At 57.6% G+C, this 13,467-nt stretch carries 14 protein-coding genes; 9 read left to right on the forward strand and 5 right to left on the reverse strand.

Annotated features, from left to right (window positions below):
- Positions 1 to 275: 275 nt before the first annotated feature.
- The 9 genes from argS (at position 276) to WEB54_RS06525 (ending at position 9,028) form a co-directional block, all read left to right on the forward strand.
- Positions 276 to 1,961, forward strand: coding sequence for an arginine--tRNA ligase (argS, locus tag WEB54_RS06485; RefSeq protein ID WP_368053917.1), 1,686 nt, complete (start codon positions 276 to 278; stop codon positions 1,959 to 1,961).
- Between the two features lie 2 nt (positions 1,962 to 1,963).
- Complete coding sequence (locus WEB54_RS06490; RefSeq protein WP_368053919.1) at positions 1,964 to 2,599, forward strand: SPOR domain-containing protein; 636 nt, start codon at positions 1,964 to 1,966, stop codon at positions 2,597 to 2,599.
- Between the two features lie 123 nt (positions 2,600 to 2,722).
- Entirely contained in the window at positions 2,723 to 3,241 is a 519-nt protein-coding gene (hslV, locus tag WEB54_RS06495) for an ATP-dependent protease subunit HslV (protein ID WP_368053920.1), read from the forward strand.
- An 11-nt stretch (positions 3,242 to 3,252) separates the two neighbouring features.
- Entirely contained in the window at positions 3,253 to 4,593 is a 1,341-nt protein-coding gene (hslU, locus tag WEB54_RS06500) for an ATP-dependent protease ATPase subunit HslU (RefSeq protein ID WP_368053922.1), read from the forward strand.
- A 45-nt stretch (positions 4,594 to 4,638) separates the two neighbouring features.
- Positions 4,639 to 5,019 carry a gamma-butyrobetaine hydroxylase-like domain-containing protein gene (locus tag WEB54_RS06505; protein WP_368053924.1) on the forward strand — a complete coding sequence of 127 codons (381 nt, stop codon included), beginning with the start codon at positions 4,639 to 4,641 and terminating at the stop codon, positions 5,017 to 5,019.
- Positions 5,020 to 5,503: 484 nt separating this feature from the next.
- Positions 5,504 to 6,967, forward strand: a complete 1,464-nt coding sequence (gene ubiD / locus WEB54_RS06510; RefSeq protein WP_368053926.1) for a 4-hydroxy-3-polyprenylbenzoate decarboxylase — start codon at positions 5,504 to 5,506, stop codon at positions 6,965 to 6,967.
- A 104-nt stretch (positions 6,968 to 7,071) separates the two neighbouring features.
- Complete coding sequence (locus WEB54_RS06515; protein WP_368053928.1) at positions 7,072 to 7,494, forward strand: hypothetical protein; 423 nt, start codon at positions 7,072 to 7,074, stop codon at positions 7,492 to 7,494.
- A 71-nt stretch (positions 7,495 to 7,565) separates the two neighbouring features.
- Positions 7,566 to 8,285, forward strand: coding sequence for a hypothetical protein (locus WEB54_RS06520; RefSeq protein WP_368053930.1), 720 nt, complete (start codon positions 7,566 to 7,568; stop codon positions 8,283 to 8,285).
- Positions 8,282 to 9,028, forward strand: a complete 747-nt coding sequence (locus tag WEB54_RS06525) for a TrmB family transcriptional regulator (protein WP_368053932.1) — start codon at positions 8,282 to 8,284, stop codon at positions 9,026 to 9,028. The genes WEB54_RS06520 and WEB54_RS06525 overlap by 4 nt, the downstream gene beginning before the upstream one ends.
- A 219-nt stretch (positions 9,029 to 9,247) precedes the next feature.
- On the opposite strand, the gene cdd is transcribed toward WEB54_RS06525, so the two are convergent.
- The 5 genes from cdd to WEB54_RS06550 form a co-directional block, all read right to left on the reverse strand.
- Positions 9,248 to 9,652 (reverse strand): cytidine deaminase, encoded by a 405-nt coding sequence (gene cdd, locus WEB54_RS06530; RefSeq protein ID WP_368053934.1) that lies wholly within the window; start codon positions 9,650 to 9,652, stop codon positions 9,248 to 9,250.
- Positions 9,649 to 10,365, reverse strand: a complete 717-nt coding sequence (gene deoD / locus WEB54_RS06535; protein WP_368053936.1) for a purine-nucleoside phosphorylase — start codon at positions 10,363 to 10,365, stop codon at positions 9,649 to 9,651. The genes cdd and deoD overlap by 4 nt, the downstream gene beginning before the upstream one ends.
- A 91-nt stretch (positions 10,366 to 10,456) precedes the next feature.
- On the reverse strand, positions 10,457 to 11,893 hold the full coding sequence (locus tag WEB54_RS06540) for an ATP-binding protein (protein ID WP_368053938.1): 1,437 nt from the start codon (positions 11,891 to 11,893) through the stop codon (positions 10,457 to 10,459).
- Positions 11,893 to 12,627 (reverse strand): response regulator, encoded by a 735-nt coding sequence (locus WEB54_RS06545; protein ID WP_368053940.1) that lies wholly within the window; start codon positions 12,625 to 12,627, stop codon positions 11,893 to 11,895. Before WEB54_RS06545 ends, WEB54_RS06540 begins: the two co-directional genes overlap by 1 nt.
- A gap of 337 nt (positions 12,628 to 12,964) precedes the next feature.
- Complete coding sequence (locus WEB54_RS06550; protein WP_368053942.1) at positions 12,965 to 13,435, reverse strand: chemotaxis protein CheW; 471 nt, start codon at positions 13,433 to 13,435, stop codon at positions 12,965 to 12,967.
- Between the last annotated feature and the right edge of the window lie 32 nt (positions 13,436 to 13,467).

A 13,467-nucleotide genomic window follows, 5' to 3' on the forward strand; every position in this document is an offset into this window, starting at 1 on the left:
GTCCGCAACATGGATGTTGCGGTCTAGGCCCCATGGAAGGGTTTACGCCGACCCCGGACAGGTACACCCGGTGCCTGGCACGGACCACCGGCAACATTGCAAACCCGAACTCCGAAACTTGAGTTACTGAACCGGCAACCATTGAGACAAGGCCAGCAGCGGTGGAGTCCGGCCGGGGTTTCGTGGATAATGCCCAGCATTCAAATTGCCTCCACCGCCCAGCCGGGTGAGCGCCCTCTGTACTGCCTACGACACAAACGGGAGTTTCGCACATAATGAAAGATCAGGTTGCCGAGTTACTGAACCAGGCTGTCAGCCAGTTGAAGTCCAGCGGCGTTATCCCCGAGCAACACCCGGTGCGCATCATGGTCGACAACACGCGCGACAAATCGCACGGTGACCTGGCCAGCAACATTGCCCTGACCCTGGCCAAGCCCTGCGGCCAGCCGCCGCGCGCCATGGCCGAACAGATCATTGCAGCGATTCCGGAGAATACCCTGATCGACAAGGTCGAAATCGCCGGGCCCGGTTTTATCAACGTCTTTTTGGCTGGTGCTTCAAGCGCTGAAATTGTGGCTGATATTCTGAACCAGGGATCCGACTTCGGCCGAAACAACACTGGCCAGGGCGAGAAAGTCCAGGTCGAGTTCGTGTCAGCCAACCCGACCGGCCCGTTGCACGTCGGCCACGGGCGCGGTGCCGCTGTGGGCGATTCGCTGTGCCGCCTGCTGGCCGCCAACGGCTGGGATGTGACCCGGGAATTCTATTACAACGACGCCGGTGCCCAAATCAAGAATCTGGCGCTGTCGGTGCAGGCCCGTGCCCAGGGTCTCGGGCCGGACGATCCGAACTGGCCGGCCGACGGTTACAACGGCAACTATATTACCGACGTCGCAACCAGCTATATGAACGGCGACACCATCCATGCAGACGACCAGCATGTCACCGGGGTAGCCGATGCTGATGATCTGGACGCCATCCAGCATTTTGCGGTCGCCTATCTGCGTCGTGAGCAGGATTTGGACCTGAAATCCTTCGGTGTGCATTTTGATGTCTTCTTTTTGGAATCCTCGCTGTACCGCGACGGCAAAGTCGACGCCACCGTTCAGCAACTGATCGACCGAGGCTTCACTTACGAATCCGAGGGTGCGCTTTGGCTGAAAACCACGGAATTTGGGGACGACAAAGATCGCGTCATGCGCAAACAGGATGGCGGCTACACCTACTTTCTGCCCGATGTTGCCTACCATAAAGACAAGTTCGACCGGGGCTTTGAACGCGTCATCAATGAACAGGGCGCTGACCATCACAGCACCGTAACCCGCGTGCGCGCTGGGCTGCAGGCGCTGCAACAGGGCATCCCCGCAGGCTACCCGGACTACGTGCTGCACCAGATGGTCTTGGTTACCAAGGGAGGGGAGGAGGTCAAACTATCCAAGCGGGCCGGTGACTACGTCACCCTGCGCGATCTCATCGACGAAGTCGGTTGCGATGCTACCCGGTATTTCCTGGTCTCCCGCCGCGCCGATTCGCAACTGACCTTCGATATCGATCTGGCTCGCAGCCAGAGCAACGACAACCCGGTCTATTACATTCAATACGCCCATGCCCGGGTTCAGGCTTTGCTGCGCAAGCTGGAGCAGGATGGTCACAGCTACAACCGGCAACAGGGTATCGACGCCCTGAGCCAGCTGGAACTGGACGATGAACGGGCATTGATGACCCAGCTACGGCGCTATCCGGATGTGGTTGCCCATGCTGGCCAGGCCCTGGAACCGGCGGGTATTGCGACCTTCCTGAAAGATCTGGCCAGCCAATTTCACGCCTATTACAACAACAACCGCATGCTGGTGGACGAGGCCGAGTTGCGCAACGGTCGCGTCGCCCTGGCCGTTGCGGTTGGGCAGGTGCTGGCCAATGGCCTGGATCTGCTCGGCGTCAGTGCACCGGAGAGCATGTAACCATGGCGCGCGATTTCGCCAACAAACCGCCACCGCAGCAGCCGGAACGCAGCCGCATTCCGCGCTGGGTGTGGGTATTCACTACTCTGGCCTCGGTGGCGTTTGTCGGCTTTCTAACCTATCTCAGTCAGATTCCGGCCGATAACCAGGGCGCGCAGGCGGTGCGCGACAGCGTGCAAAGTATTCCTATTCCGGCACGGCCCAAGCCCATACCGGAAGCAGAACCGGCCCCGAAAGAGCAGCCATCTAACAGCCCGGTGCCCTCACTTGAGCAGGCATTTGAATTCTATAAATTGCTGCGGGATGACGAAGTCCCAATTCAGCTACCTAAGCCTACAAATCCGGGCTCGAACTCCGATGCACCGACTGAAAACCGGACACCTTCGAATCCGCCTGCGGGCGAACGCTGGATCATTCAAGTCGCGTCCTTTTCCAAAGTAGCGGATGCCGATCGCCTGCGTGCCGAACTGATCATCAATGGCCTGACCGAAGCGCACCTGACCACGGTTGATCTCGGCGACCGTGGAACCTATCACCGCGTCATGGTTGGCCCGTTCGACAATCGTTCACGTCTGAACCGGGCTCAGGACGCACTGGTCGAGCTTGATCATCAGGTGATGGTGCGCAACCTCAACTGAGGCAGCAAATGCCAAAACGTCGACCCCGATGCCCATCGGGGTGGTCTGACTTTACGCCCCACTAACACTTTGAAATCCGCGGCCCGCCCCCACATACCCGACAAAGCCTCAATGGATGTAGAGATGACGACGATTGTTTCCGTGCGTCGCGACAACACCGTAGTGATCGGTGGCGACGGCCAGGTCTCCCTGGGTAATACCGTAATGAAAGGCAACGCCCGCAAAGTACGCCGCCTGTATCACGATAAAGTGATCGCCGGCTTTGCCGGCGGCACTGCCGATGCCTTCACCCTGTTTGAAAAGTTCGAAGGCCACCTGCAGCAGCACAGTGGCCACCTGACCCGTTCAGCCGTTGAACTGGCCAAAGAATGGCGCAGCGACCGTGCGCTGCGGCGCCTGGAAGCCATGCTGGTGGTCGCCGACAAAGAAACTACCCTGATCATTTCCGGCACCGGCGATGTGGTCGAACCGGAGCATGGCATCGTGGCCATCGGATCTGGCGGAAACTATGCCCTCGCTGCAGCGCGAGCCCTGCACGAAAACACCGAACTGGACGCTGACGCCATCGCGCGGCGGGCGCTGGATATCGCAGCCGATATCTGCGTATTCACCAACCACAACGCCGTTTTTGAAGCGCTGTAACGAGGTATTCGATGTCAACCATGACCCCGCGCGAAATCGTTCATGAACTGGACAAATACATCATCGGCCAGGACCAGGCGAAACGTTCTGTCGCCATCGCCCTGCGCAATCGCTGGCGCCGGATGCAATTGGACGAGCGCATGCGCGAAGAAATCTCGCCCAAAAATATTCTGATGATTGGCCCCACCGGGGTCGGTAAAACCGAGATCGCCCGTCGCCTGGCCAAACTGGCCAACGCGCCCTTTATCAAGGTCGAAGCCACCAAGTTCACCGAAGTCGGCTACGTCGGCCGCGATGTCGAGAGCATCGTTCGCGACCTGGCGGAGACCGGCATTAAAATGTTCCGCGAACAAGCGATGCTCAGTGCCCGACCCCGCGCCGAAGACGCCGCTGAAGACCGCATTCTGGACATTCTGCTGCCACCCGCCCGGGGCGGTTACAACGAAGACGAAGAGAAAGAAGCCCCTAAAACCGATTCCAGCACCCGCCAGGTTTTCCGCAAAAAGATTCGCCAGGGCGAACTGGACGACAAGGAGATTGAGCTGGAAGTCGCCGAGCAATCGGGCGGCGTTGAGATTATGGCGCCTCCGGGCATGGAAGAAATGACCAGCCAGTTGCAAAACATGTTTTCCAACATGGGCAAGCAACGCACCAAAAAGCGCAAAATGAAACTAAAAGACGCCATGCGCGTGCTGACCGATGAGGAAGCCGCCAAACTGGTGAATGAAGACGAACTGCGCCAACAAGCGGTGCAAGCGGTCGAACAAAACGGCATTGTCTTCCTCGATGAGATCGACAAGATCGCCAAGACCGAAAACCGCGGCGGCGGTGACGTCAGTCGTGAAGGTGTACAACGCGATTTGCTGCCGTTGATTGAGGGCAGCACCGTGACCACCAAATACGGCATGATCCGCACCGATCACATTCTGTTCATCGGCAGCGGCGCCTTCCACTTCGCCAAACCAAGCGATCTGATTCCAGAACTGCAGGGCCGCCTGCCGATTCGGGTCGAACTGAATGCCCTGACGCCAGAAGACTTCAAACGCATCCTGACCGAGCCGGACTACTGCATCACAGAGCAATACCGGGAGCTGATGCAGGCCGAAGGTCTGAACATCGAGTTCACCGACGATGCTATCGAAGCCCTGGCCAATACGGCCTACCAGGTCAACGAGAACACCGAAAACATCGGTGCTCGTCGCCTGCACACCATTATGGAACGCTTGTTCGAGGACCTGTCTTATCGCGCCAGCGAAATGGGTGGCGAGAAAGTCACCATCGACGCCGCCTATGTCGACAAATACCTGGGCGAGCTGTCGAAAAACGAAGACCTGAGCCGCTTCATCCTCTGACCGTCCGGCGGCGGAGCCCCACTCCGCCGCTCTGGAGACCCCGCCATGAGTACGGCCCCCAAACGCATCACCTACCACAAAGACGCTGCCGAACTCGAGCTCGGCTGGGCCGACGGCACCGAACACCGGCTCAGTGCCGAATTCCTGCGAGTTCACTCACCCTCAGCCGAGGTTCGCGGACACGGCGTCGGCCAGGAAGTCCTTCAAGTCGGCAAGCGCTACGTCGCCATCACCGGCATCGAACCCACCGGCCGCTACGCCATCAAAATTACTTTCGACGACGGCCACGACTCTGGCCTCTTCGACTGGGCCTACCTGCGCACACTGGGCGACAAGCAAGCCAACTACTGGCAAACCTACCTCGACAGACTGACCAAAGCCGGTGCCAGCCGCGAGCCCCAGTTCATTCAGGCCAAGCAGTTGTAATAAAGTCTGTGGTTGAACGTTGGGTTGGGCTGGTATCAAGCGTCCGTGCCGGATACCGGGTGAGCCTATCCGGGGTCGGCGTGGACCCATCCATGGGGCCTAGATCGCAGCATCCATGCTGCGAACTTCCCCGGATAGGCTCACCCGGTACCCGTCACTAAGCAGTGTGCAACCTCCCAATTCAGTGTTCTGAGTTAGAAATTCGCGCAGATTTAACCTCGGGTTACCCTGGGAGTGTTGGGTGCGCCTACTGGAGGTCGTTAGACAGCATGGATGCTGTCTTCGAGCCCCCATGGATGGGTTTACGGCGTACCTCCAGTAGGCGTACCCGACACTCCCTTTGGCACAACAGTGAGGGAAACCTCCTCAGCAAATTGATCACCGAATTTCTAACTCAGAACACGGACCCACCCACCGAATTCGTCATCCAGCCGCCAATGCATTAGCATTCGGTCTTTCCTTTTTAGCAGGCAATCCGGATCCGATGAAATACCGAGACCTCCGAGACTTTCTCGCCGGGCTGGAAGCGCGCGGTGAATTGCGCCGCGTGACTCAGCCGGTCAGTCCCCATCTTGAAATGACCGATCTTTGTGATCGGGTATTGCGCCAGAAGGGCCCTGCCCTGTTGTTTGAAAACCCGACGGGCTACTCCACACCGGTGCTTGGCAATCTGTTTGGTACGCCAGAGCGGGTGGCCATGGGGATGGGGGCCGAGTCGCTGGCTGACCTGCGTGAAATTGGCAAGGTGCTGGCCTATTTGAAAGAGCCGGACCCGCCCAAGGGGCTGAAAGACGCCTGGGACAAATTGCCCCTGGTCAGGAAAGTACTGTCAATGGCGCCGAAAACCGTTAAAAAAGCCGTTTGCCAGGAAGTGGTACTTGAAGGGCCCGATGTCGACTTGTCGCAATGGCCGATCTGGACCTGCTGGCCCGAAGACGCCGCGCCGTTGGTGACCTGGCCGCTGGTAATCACTCAGGGCCCCAATGGCGGGCGCACCAACCTGGGCATTTATCGCCAGCAGGTAATCGGCAAGAACAAACTGATCATGCGCTGGTTGTCGCATCGCGGCGGCGCTCTTGATTTTCAGGCCTGGAGAAAAGAGCGGCCGGGCGAGCCCTTCCCCATAGCCGTCGCACTGGGTGCCGACCCGGCAACCATTCTTGGCGCGGTGACTCCGGTGCCCGATTCACTGTCGGAATATGCGTTTGCCGGTTTACTGCGCGACAGCCGAACTGAGCTGGTGAAATGCAAAACGCACGATCTTATGGTGCCCGCCAGTGCCGAGATTATTCTGGAAGGTTTTTTATACCCTGACGATATGGCCGATGAAGGCCCCTACGGGGACCACACGGGTTATTACAACGAAGTGGAACGCTTTCCTGTGTTTACCGTTGAACGGCTGACGCATCGTACCGATCCCATCTATCACAGCACCTTTACCGGCAGGCCGCCGGATGAGCCAGCGGTGCTGGGTGTGGCCTTGAACGAAGTGTTCGTGCCGATCCTGCAGAAGCAGTTTCCGGAGATCGTCGACTTTTATCTGCCGCCCGAAGGCTGCTCTTATCGTATGGCCATCATCAGCATGAAGAAGCAGTACCCTGGTCACGCCAAGCGGGTGATGATGGGGGCCTGGTCGTTTCTGCGGCAGTTCATGTACACCAAATACGTTATTGTCGTTGACGACGACGTTAATGCCCGTGACTGGAACGACGTTATCTGGGCCATCACCACGCGCATGGACCCAAGCCGGGACACGGTGATGATTAACAACACGCCCATCGATTACCTCGACTTTGCCAGCCCGGTTGCGGGCCTCGGCTCGAAGATGGGGATGGATGCGACCAATAAATGGCCAGGCGAGACCGACCGTGAATGGGGCCGAGCCATCGTTAAGGATCCGGAGGTGTCTGCCCGGGTTGATACTCTGATGCAGGAATTAGGCTTTTAGCGCCGATTATTGAACACAGTGTTTCAGCCTGATCCCTTGGATCTTGCGTCAACTGCCTTTATAATCCTGACCATTAAGTCAACTTTATAATCTAAGGCACATTGATGAACGGTTTCGAACTGAACTGGCTGGAGCTCTACGGCTACCTGGGATCGGCGTTAATTGCCATTTCCCTGATGATGAGCGACATTCGCAAGCTGCGCTGGATCAATCTGGTCGGGGCGGGCTCTTTTGCCAGTTATGGTTTGCTGATCAACGCCTGGCCGGTGACCATTTTGAATGGCTTCATCGTATTGATCGATGTTGTGCACCTCTGGCAACTGTCGCGCCAGTCTACGGTGAGCCGTTCCATCGAGTTTGCTGCCAGTGATACCTATGTTCAAACGGTGCTCGCCGATGTCTGGCCGCAGCTTCACGAACTGCCTGATTCGCAGCGCCTGTGCGTCGAATTCGGCGGGGCACAGCCCAAGGCTTTTACTCTGATTACCCAACAGGAAAGCGCATCGGAACCCCGACTGGCAGCCTGATAGCCAGGGTTCCACCGGGGTTGATCCACTGTGTATAATGTCCATTGACATTAACCAAACGGAGCCGCCCTGTGCCCCAAGCGTCTGCTACCACCACCGCCACCCTGCACGATCTGAAAAAGCTCAGCGGTGGTGTCTGGATGGTTCAACTCAAGCCGCTCACCCCCTACTCCTATTGTGCCGGTCAGTTTACCGAGCTCAAAGTGCCCGGTTTTTCATCGCTTTACTACACCATTGCCAGCAGCCCGAGTAACCCTTGTGTGGAGCTGCACATCCAGACTGGCACCGATCAGGCAGACGCTCTGGTCGACTATCTGAAAGACGCTGACTCGGTTGAGCTCGCCGCTGCCGGTGGCGACTGTCGGCTTGAAGTGCTGCCGTACGAGTCGGGCCCGCTGCTGCTCATTGCCTCCGGTACGGGGTTCAGCCAGGTAAAGTCTATCGTTGAAGATCTGCTCTCCCAGCACAGTCGGCGTGCCATCCACCTGTATTGGTCGGGTCACCGGCTGAGTCAGTTGTATATGCTGCAAAAAGCCGAGAACTGGGCTGACCTGCACGACAATATCCACACCTCAGCACTGATTTCCGAACACAGTCACTGGGACGACAAACACCAGATGCTGGTGCACAGCATTCTTGGCGACCACAGTGATCTGAACCAGTGCCAGGCCATTTGCTGCGGCTCTCCGGCCATGGTTTATACCGTGTTCGACAGTCTGTGCAGCAAGGGGTTCCGGCGCGATGCCATGCTCAGTGATGTGTTTATGTTTGCCCCGCGGGAAGCACCATGAATACCGCCGATGTTCTGCAGATTTTCGGCCTCGAACCCCGGGAAACCCGGCTGTATCTGGCGCTATTACAATCCGGCCCGGCGTCGATCCGGGACATTGCCGATCGCGCGGGCATCAACCGGGGCACCACCCATGAACTGCTCAAGCGCATGCAGCAAAAAGGGGTGGTCAGTTACTTCCCCAAAGGCAAACGCAGGCACTTCAGTGCCGAACCGCCGCAACGCCTCAGGGAGCTCGCGCTCAGTCACCAGCAACAGGTTACCGAAGCACTGGAGCTGCTCGACGACAAAGTCATTCCCGAACTAAGCCATTTACGACCGGCGACCGGCAATGCCGATGTGCACTACTACGAAGGGGATGACGGCATCGAGCTGGTACTGAAAGACATACTCTCAACCGTCAGCGAGCAGGAAAACCGCAGCTACTGCATCTATTCGGCCAAGGCGATTCGAAAATATCTGTATCGGCCTTTCCCCAACTACACCCGCCAGCGGGTCAAGATGGGCATTAAGGTAAAGGTGATCGCCATCGGTGAAGGCGGTGAGGAAGCGGCCCTGGCTGATCGGAAATGGATCAACGAACCCTCCAGTGACCGGGCCGGCAGTTACATTGCCATCTACCCGCCCAAAATGGCTATGATCTCACTGAGTCACGGTGACTTGCCGACGGCCGTGGTGATTAATTCCCCGACCATCGCCAATACACAGCAGGTTATTTTCAATACGTTGTGGGAAAGTTTGTAGGGTGGACCGGCCGTTAACTCAAGTTGTGGAGTTTGCACAATGTGAGCGGCGGATGCCGGTGGTGCCTCTGCGGGGGAGTCCGCAACATGGATGTTGCGGTCTAGGCTCCATGGATGGATTCACGCCGACCCCGCAGAGGCACCACCGGTAGCCGAAGCGGACGATGGCCACTCGGATAACCTGAACTCCAAAACTTGAGTTATAAGCCCTAAACCGGCCTCACAACCCCTCGAAACTAAACCCGTCCGGCAGCAATTCCGCCACTGTCCAGCGCTTGTAGGCTTCGCCGTCATTCGTTGCCCAAACCACACCATCAGCTGGCATGAACTCGGCAATCACCTGACGGCAGCCGCCGCAGGGCGAAAACAAATGATCGCCCGGCATAAAGACCACCAGCTCATTGATGTCGCCAGGGCGCACGCCCGTAGCAGCCGCTGTGTTAATGGCGTTACGTTCACCACACATACCCAGAGGGTAAGAGCGATTTTCAATGTTGCACCCGGAGAATATATCCCCGCTGCGGGTTCGCAGGGCCGCGCCCACCGGGAACTGGCTATAGGGGACATAGGCATGGGCCGCGACCGCTTTGGCGGCGGCCTTCAAGTTAACAGCGGGCTGGCTCATTCGTCGATGCTCAGGGTGGCTTCCAGCGTCAGTTTGATCATGTCGTTGAAAGTGGTCTGGCGCTCTTCCGCCGACGTCGCTTCACCGCGAATGATGTGATCGCTCACCGTCATCACCGTCAGCGCCTTCGCACCGTATTCGGCCGCAACGCCATAGAGCCCTGCCGCTTCCATATCGACGGCCAGGATGTTCATTTTTTCCAGAGCAGGCATCAGTTCGCTGTCGGGTGAATAGAACAGGTCTGATGTAAACACATTGCCGACACGCACCGGAATGCTGGCTGCACTCGCTGCGGCAACCGCCTTTTCCATCAGCCCGAAATCGGCCAGGGCGGCAAAATCATAGCCGCGCAGGCGCAGCCGGTTGACGCCCGAATCGGTGCTGGCACCCATCGCGATAATAACGTCGCGCAGCTTGATATCCGCCGCGACGCCGCCGCAGGTGCCAACGCGAATGATGTTTTTCACGCCGTAATCGGTAATCAACTCCTTGGCATAAATCGACATCGACGGTACGCCCATGCCCGACCCCATGATGGAGATCGCCTTGCCTTTGTAGGTGCCAGTATAGCCATACATATTGCGCACATCAGCGACCCGGCGGGCATCCTCCAGGAATGTCTCGGCGATGTACTGGGCGCGCAGCGGATCGCCCGGCATCAGCAGGGTTTCGGCAAAATCGCCCGGTTTGGCGTTAATGTGGGGAGTGGACATGAGCACCTCTTGTAATCTGACCAATCGTTCAAGTTCTGTGACTATAGCCAATTGAAGCCGCCAAGCCAAGCTTGTGTTCGCTCTTGATCTCTCACCGGCGCGGCAGCAGCACCGCCGCCTCAAGGCCTGAACCGATGCGGTTGCGCAGGCGCAGCTGGCCACCGTGGGCGTGGGCAATGTTCCGTGCGATGCTCAGCCCCAGCCCGGCCCCGCCGGTATTGCGGTTGCGGGATGTCTCCAGCCGCACATAAGGCTCGAACACGCTGTCGAGCTTTTCCTCGGGAATGCCTGGCCCATTATCCACAATGTACAACTTCAATTCGTGACGACTGTCGACAATATCAATCCCCACCTGGGTTCCATAAAAGGCCGCGTTGTGAGCCAGGTTGGATAAACAGCGTTTCAATGCCAGCGGCTTACCGTAGTAGGGGTGCCGGGCTTCACCCCGGATCTCGGGGCTGTACCCGAGCAACTCAAGATCTTCGGCCAGCTCTCGCACCAGCTGATTGATGTCGATCGGCTGGGTATCCTCATGCACATCGGTGCTGCGCCCCAGATCCAAAGCGCCTTTAACCATGGCCTCAAGCTCGTCGAGGTCTTTAATCATGCGCGGTTTGGCGTCGGATTCCTCCATCATTTCAGCGCGCAGACGCAAGCGGGTTATGGGTGTTTTAAGGTCGTGCGAGATGGCCGAGAACATGCGCTCCCGGTCATCAACAAAACGCAGCACCCGTTCCTGCATCAAATTGAAAGCACGCGCCGTCTCCTTGACCTCACGGGTACCGGTTTCAGCCAGAGGCGCCAGGTGGATATCGGTGCCCAGCTCCCGGGCAGCCGCCGCCAGATTCGACAACGGTCGTGTCAGCCAGCGCACCACCACCCACAGAATCACCACCAGGATCACCATCAGAATTACCAAAAACAATAACTGTCCGCGATCCAGATATTCGGTTTGATCAAAAAAGAACGGATCCGGCAGTAACCCGGCCAGATACAGCCATTCCTGTTCACCAATAGGTACCTGGGCAACAATAACCTGGGGAGGGTCGGGCTCCAGTATCAGGGTGTTTTGCGCCCAGCGAGGCGGCAATTCCACCAGTAAAACGTCGTTTTTGTAGACGTTCAGCAGTCGCGGGTCGGCAAAGGTGACGCTCAGTTCCGACAACCGCTGACCCAGCTTCTCCTCAATGGCGAGATTGAAAGTCGCCAGAAAGCGGTCTTTGGCGCCGGAAGGTCGAACCGGATTAACGTCAATAAAAACGTCGTTGACCGAGACCAAAAACCGGGAACCGCCCATATCCCTGAGCTGATTGATGATCAGATGGCGGTATTCAGTCGGATAGGCGCGGATAAACTCGATGGTTGAGCCCATGGAAAACGCCAGGTCCCGAGCCATGGATTCGGCCTGGGACTCACGCTGATGCTCAAGGTAATACAACCAGACATAGTTACTGATGGCAAAGGCGCTGATCAGACCCATCACCATCAACACCAGCAGACGACTGTACAATGAGGTAAAACCCAGCATCAACCGTTGTCCACGACGACCGACACCGTAAGAATGTAGCCCGCTCCGCGTACCGTTTTGATCACCTGAGGGGATTTTCCATCGTCATTCAAGCGTCCGCGCAGACGGCTGATCTGTACATCAATAGACCGGTCAAACGGGCTGGCATCACGGCCGCGCAGGTGCAGGCTGAGGTCATCCCGGCTGAGCACTTCACCGGGGCGGGACAAAAACAGCTGCAGCAAATTGTAATCGGCACCGTTCAGAGACTGAATATCGCCTTCGGGGCTCGTCAGTTCACGGTTGGTCACATCCAGCGACCAGTTACCAAAACGCAAACGCTGCTGCCCATCCAGACCCGGCCGATGCTCAGCGCCTTCTTCGTAGCGACGCAGCACCGCTTTTATACGGGCCAGTAACTCGCGAGGATTAAAGGGTTTGCCCACGTAATCATCAGCGCCCAGTTCCAGGCCAATGATGCGGTCGGTCTCATCGGAGCCAGCCGTCAGCATGATGACCGGCACCCGTGAACGGGCACGAATCTCCTTGCACAGAGTAAAGCCATCGTCTCCGGGCATCATGATGTCCAGTACGATCAGATCGAGCCGCTGAGCTGGCCAGAACTGGCGCATAGCCTGTCCATCAGCGGCAGTAATTACCGAAAATCCGTTTTTTTCAAGGTACTCTTTCAACAGGTCGCGGATGTCTTCATCGTCGTCCACAACCAGGATGCGCTTTTGTTGTTCTGTCTGCATCTCTGATCCACTTCCCCGGCAAGACTGGGTTCAATCAATGCGCCCGCCGACTAGCGGTCGCCGCGCATCGGCGCTCGTTGACGCAGGCCAGAGTGTACCCCCTCAGCCTGGTCACCTTTGTAACAAAGTATAACAGCTGAGACGACAAACCGGAGTCCATCCCTTTAGGAAAACACCCGGTTTCGGCTAGACTGGAACCTATCTGCCGACAACCCTGCAGACCAGATGATTGGCAACGAGGAAGCCAACACTGCATTACATGCGCGCCAAACTGTGCCTCGAACAGCGCATTAACGATGCCATGCGACTTCTCTGAGCCAGCTGCGGGCTTAGTAAATTAATTGACCCTAGCGACCAGACCTTCCAGATATTCCAGATCGGGAATGCTGGCTTTGCCCAGCTGGGTGATTACCGCCATTTTCTCAGCCTCGGCCAGCGCCGCCTGGCTGTCTTCACGCACATCGGCTTCACCAAGTTTTACCATGCGCGGAATCCCCTGAATCAGCAGGCCGAAAAAACGATTGCGTGCCTGGTTCGACACCGCGTTAAACACGGCAATACGGGCATCCCGTGCGTCTTGCCCACGCACCTGACTGTTGGCAACTTCGAAACTGATGACCGGAATGCGTTCACCACGCCAGTGCATATGTCCCAGATGCCAGGGGGGGGCATTGTCGGCCTGGTCCAGCTCGGTGCGAGGAACCACCTCGGCAATGGAGACGTTGGGCACCAGCAGATTCTTTTGCTGCATGGGCACCAGAAGACTGGCGACAATGACGTCCTGATCGGTTTGCGCTACTGTTTTCATCGTTGTTCACCTTGTGGCCACGCCTGCGGCAC

The organism is Saccharospirillum sp. (genome assembly GCF_040881935.1).
GTDB lineage: Bacteria > Pseudomonadota > Gammaproteobacteria > Pseudomonadales > Natronospirillaceae > Saccharospirillum.

Bases quoted from the DNA above. Each gene is read 5' to 3' on its own strand.
- hslV (WP_368053920.1), top strand. From the start codon at position 2,723: ATGACGACGATTGTTTCCGTGCGTCGCGACAACACCGTAGTGATCGGT.
- WEB54_RS06525 (WP_368053932.1), top strand. From the start codon at position 8,282: ATGAATACCGCCGATGTTCTGCAGATTTTCGGCCTCGAACCCCGGGAA.
- WEB54_RS06505 (WP_368053924.1), top strand. From the start codon at position 4,639: ATGAGTACGGCCCCCAAACGCATCACCTACCACAAAGACGCTGCCGAA.
- WEB54_RS06545 (WP_368053940.1), bottom strand. From the start codon at position 12,627: ATGCAGACAGAACAACAAAAGCGCATCCTGGTTGTGGACGACGATGAA.
- WEB54_RS06550 (WP_368053942.1), bottom strand. From the start codon at position 13,435: ATGAAAACAGTAGCGCAAACCGATCAGGACGTCATTGTCGCCAGTCTT.
- hslU (WP_368053922.1), top strand. From the start codon at position 3,253: ATGTCAACCATGACCCCGCGCGAAATCGTTCATGAACTGGACAAATAC.
- deoD (WP_368053936.1), bottom strand. From the start codon at position 10,365: ATGTCCACTCCCCACATTAACGCCAAACCGGGCGATTTTGCCGAAACC.
- WEB54_RS06540 (WP_368053938.1), bottom strand. From the start codon at position 11,893: ATGCTGGGTTTTACCTCATTGTACAGTCGTCTGCTGGTGTTGATGGTG.
- ubiD (WP_368053926.1), top strand. From the start codon at position 5,504: ATGAAATACCGAGACCTCCGAGACTTTCTCGCCGGGCTGGAAGCGCGC.
- WEB54_RS06515 (WP_368053928.1), top strand. From the start codon at position 7,072: ATGAACGGTTTCGAACTGAACTGGCTGGAGCTCTACGGCTACCTGGGA.
- WEB54_RS06490 (WP_368053919.1), top strand. From the start codon at position 1,964: ATGGCGCGCGATTTCGCCAACAAACCGCCACCGCAGCAGCCGGAACGC.
- argS (WP_368053917.1), top strand. From the start codon at position 276: ATGAAAGATCAGGTTGCCGAGTTACTGAACCAGGCTGTCAGCCAGTTG.
- cdd (WP_368053934.1), bottom strand. From the start codon at position 9,652: ATGAGCCAGCCCGCTGTTAACTTGAAGGCCGCCGCCAAAGCGGTCGCG.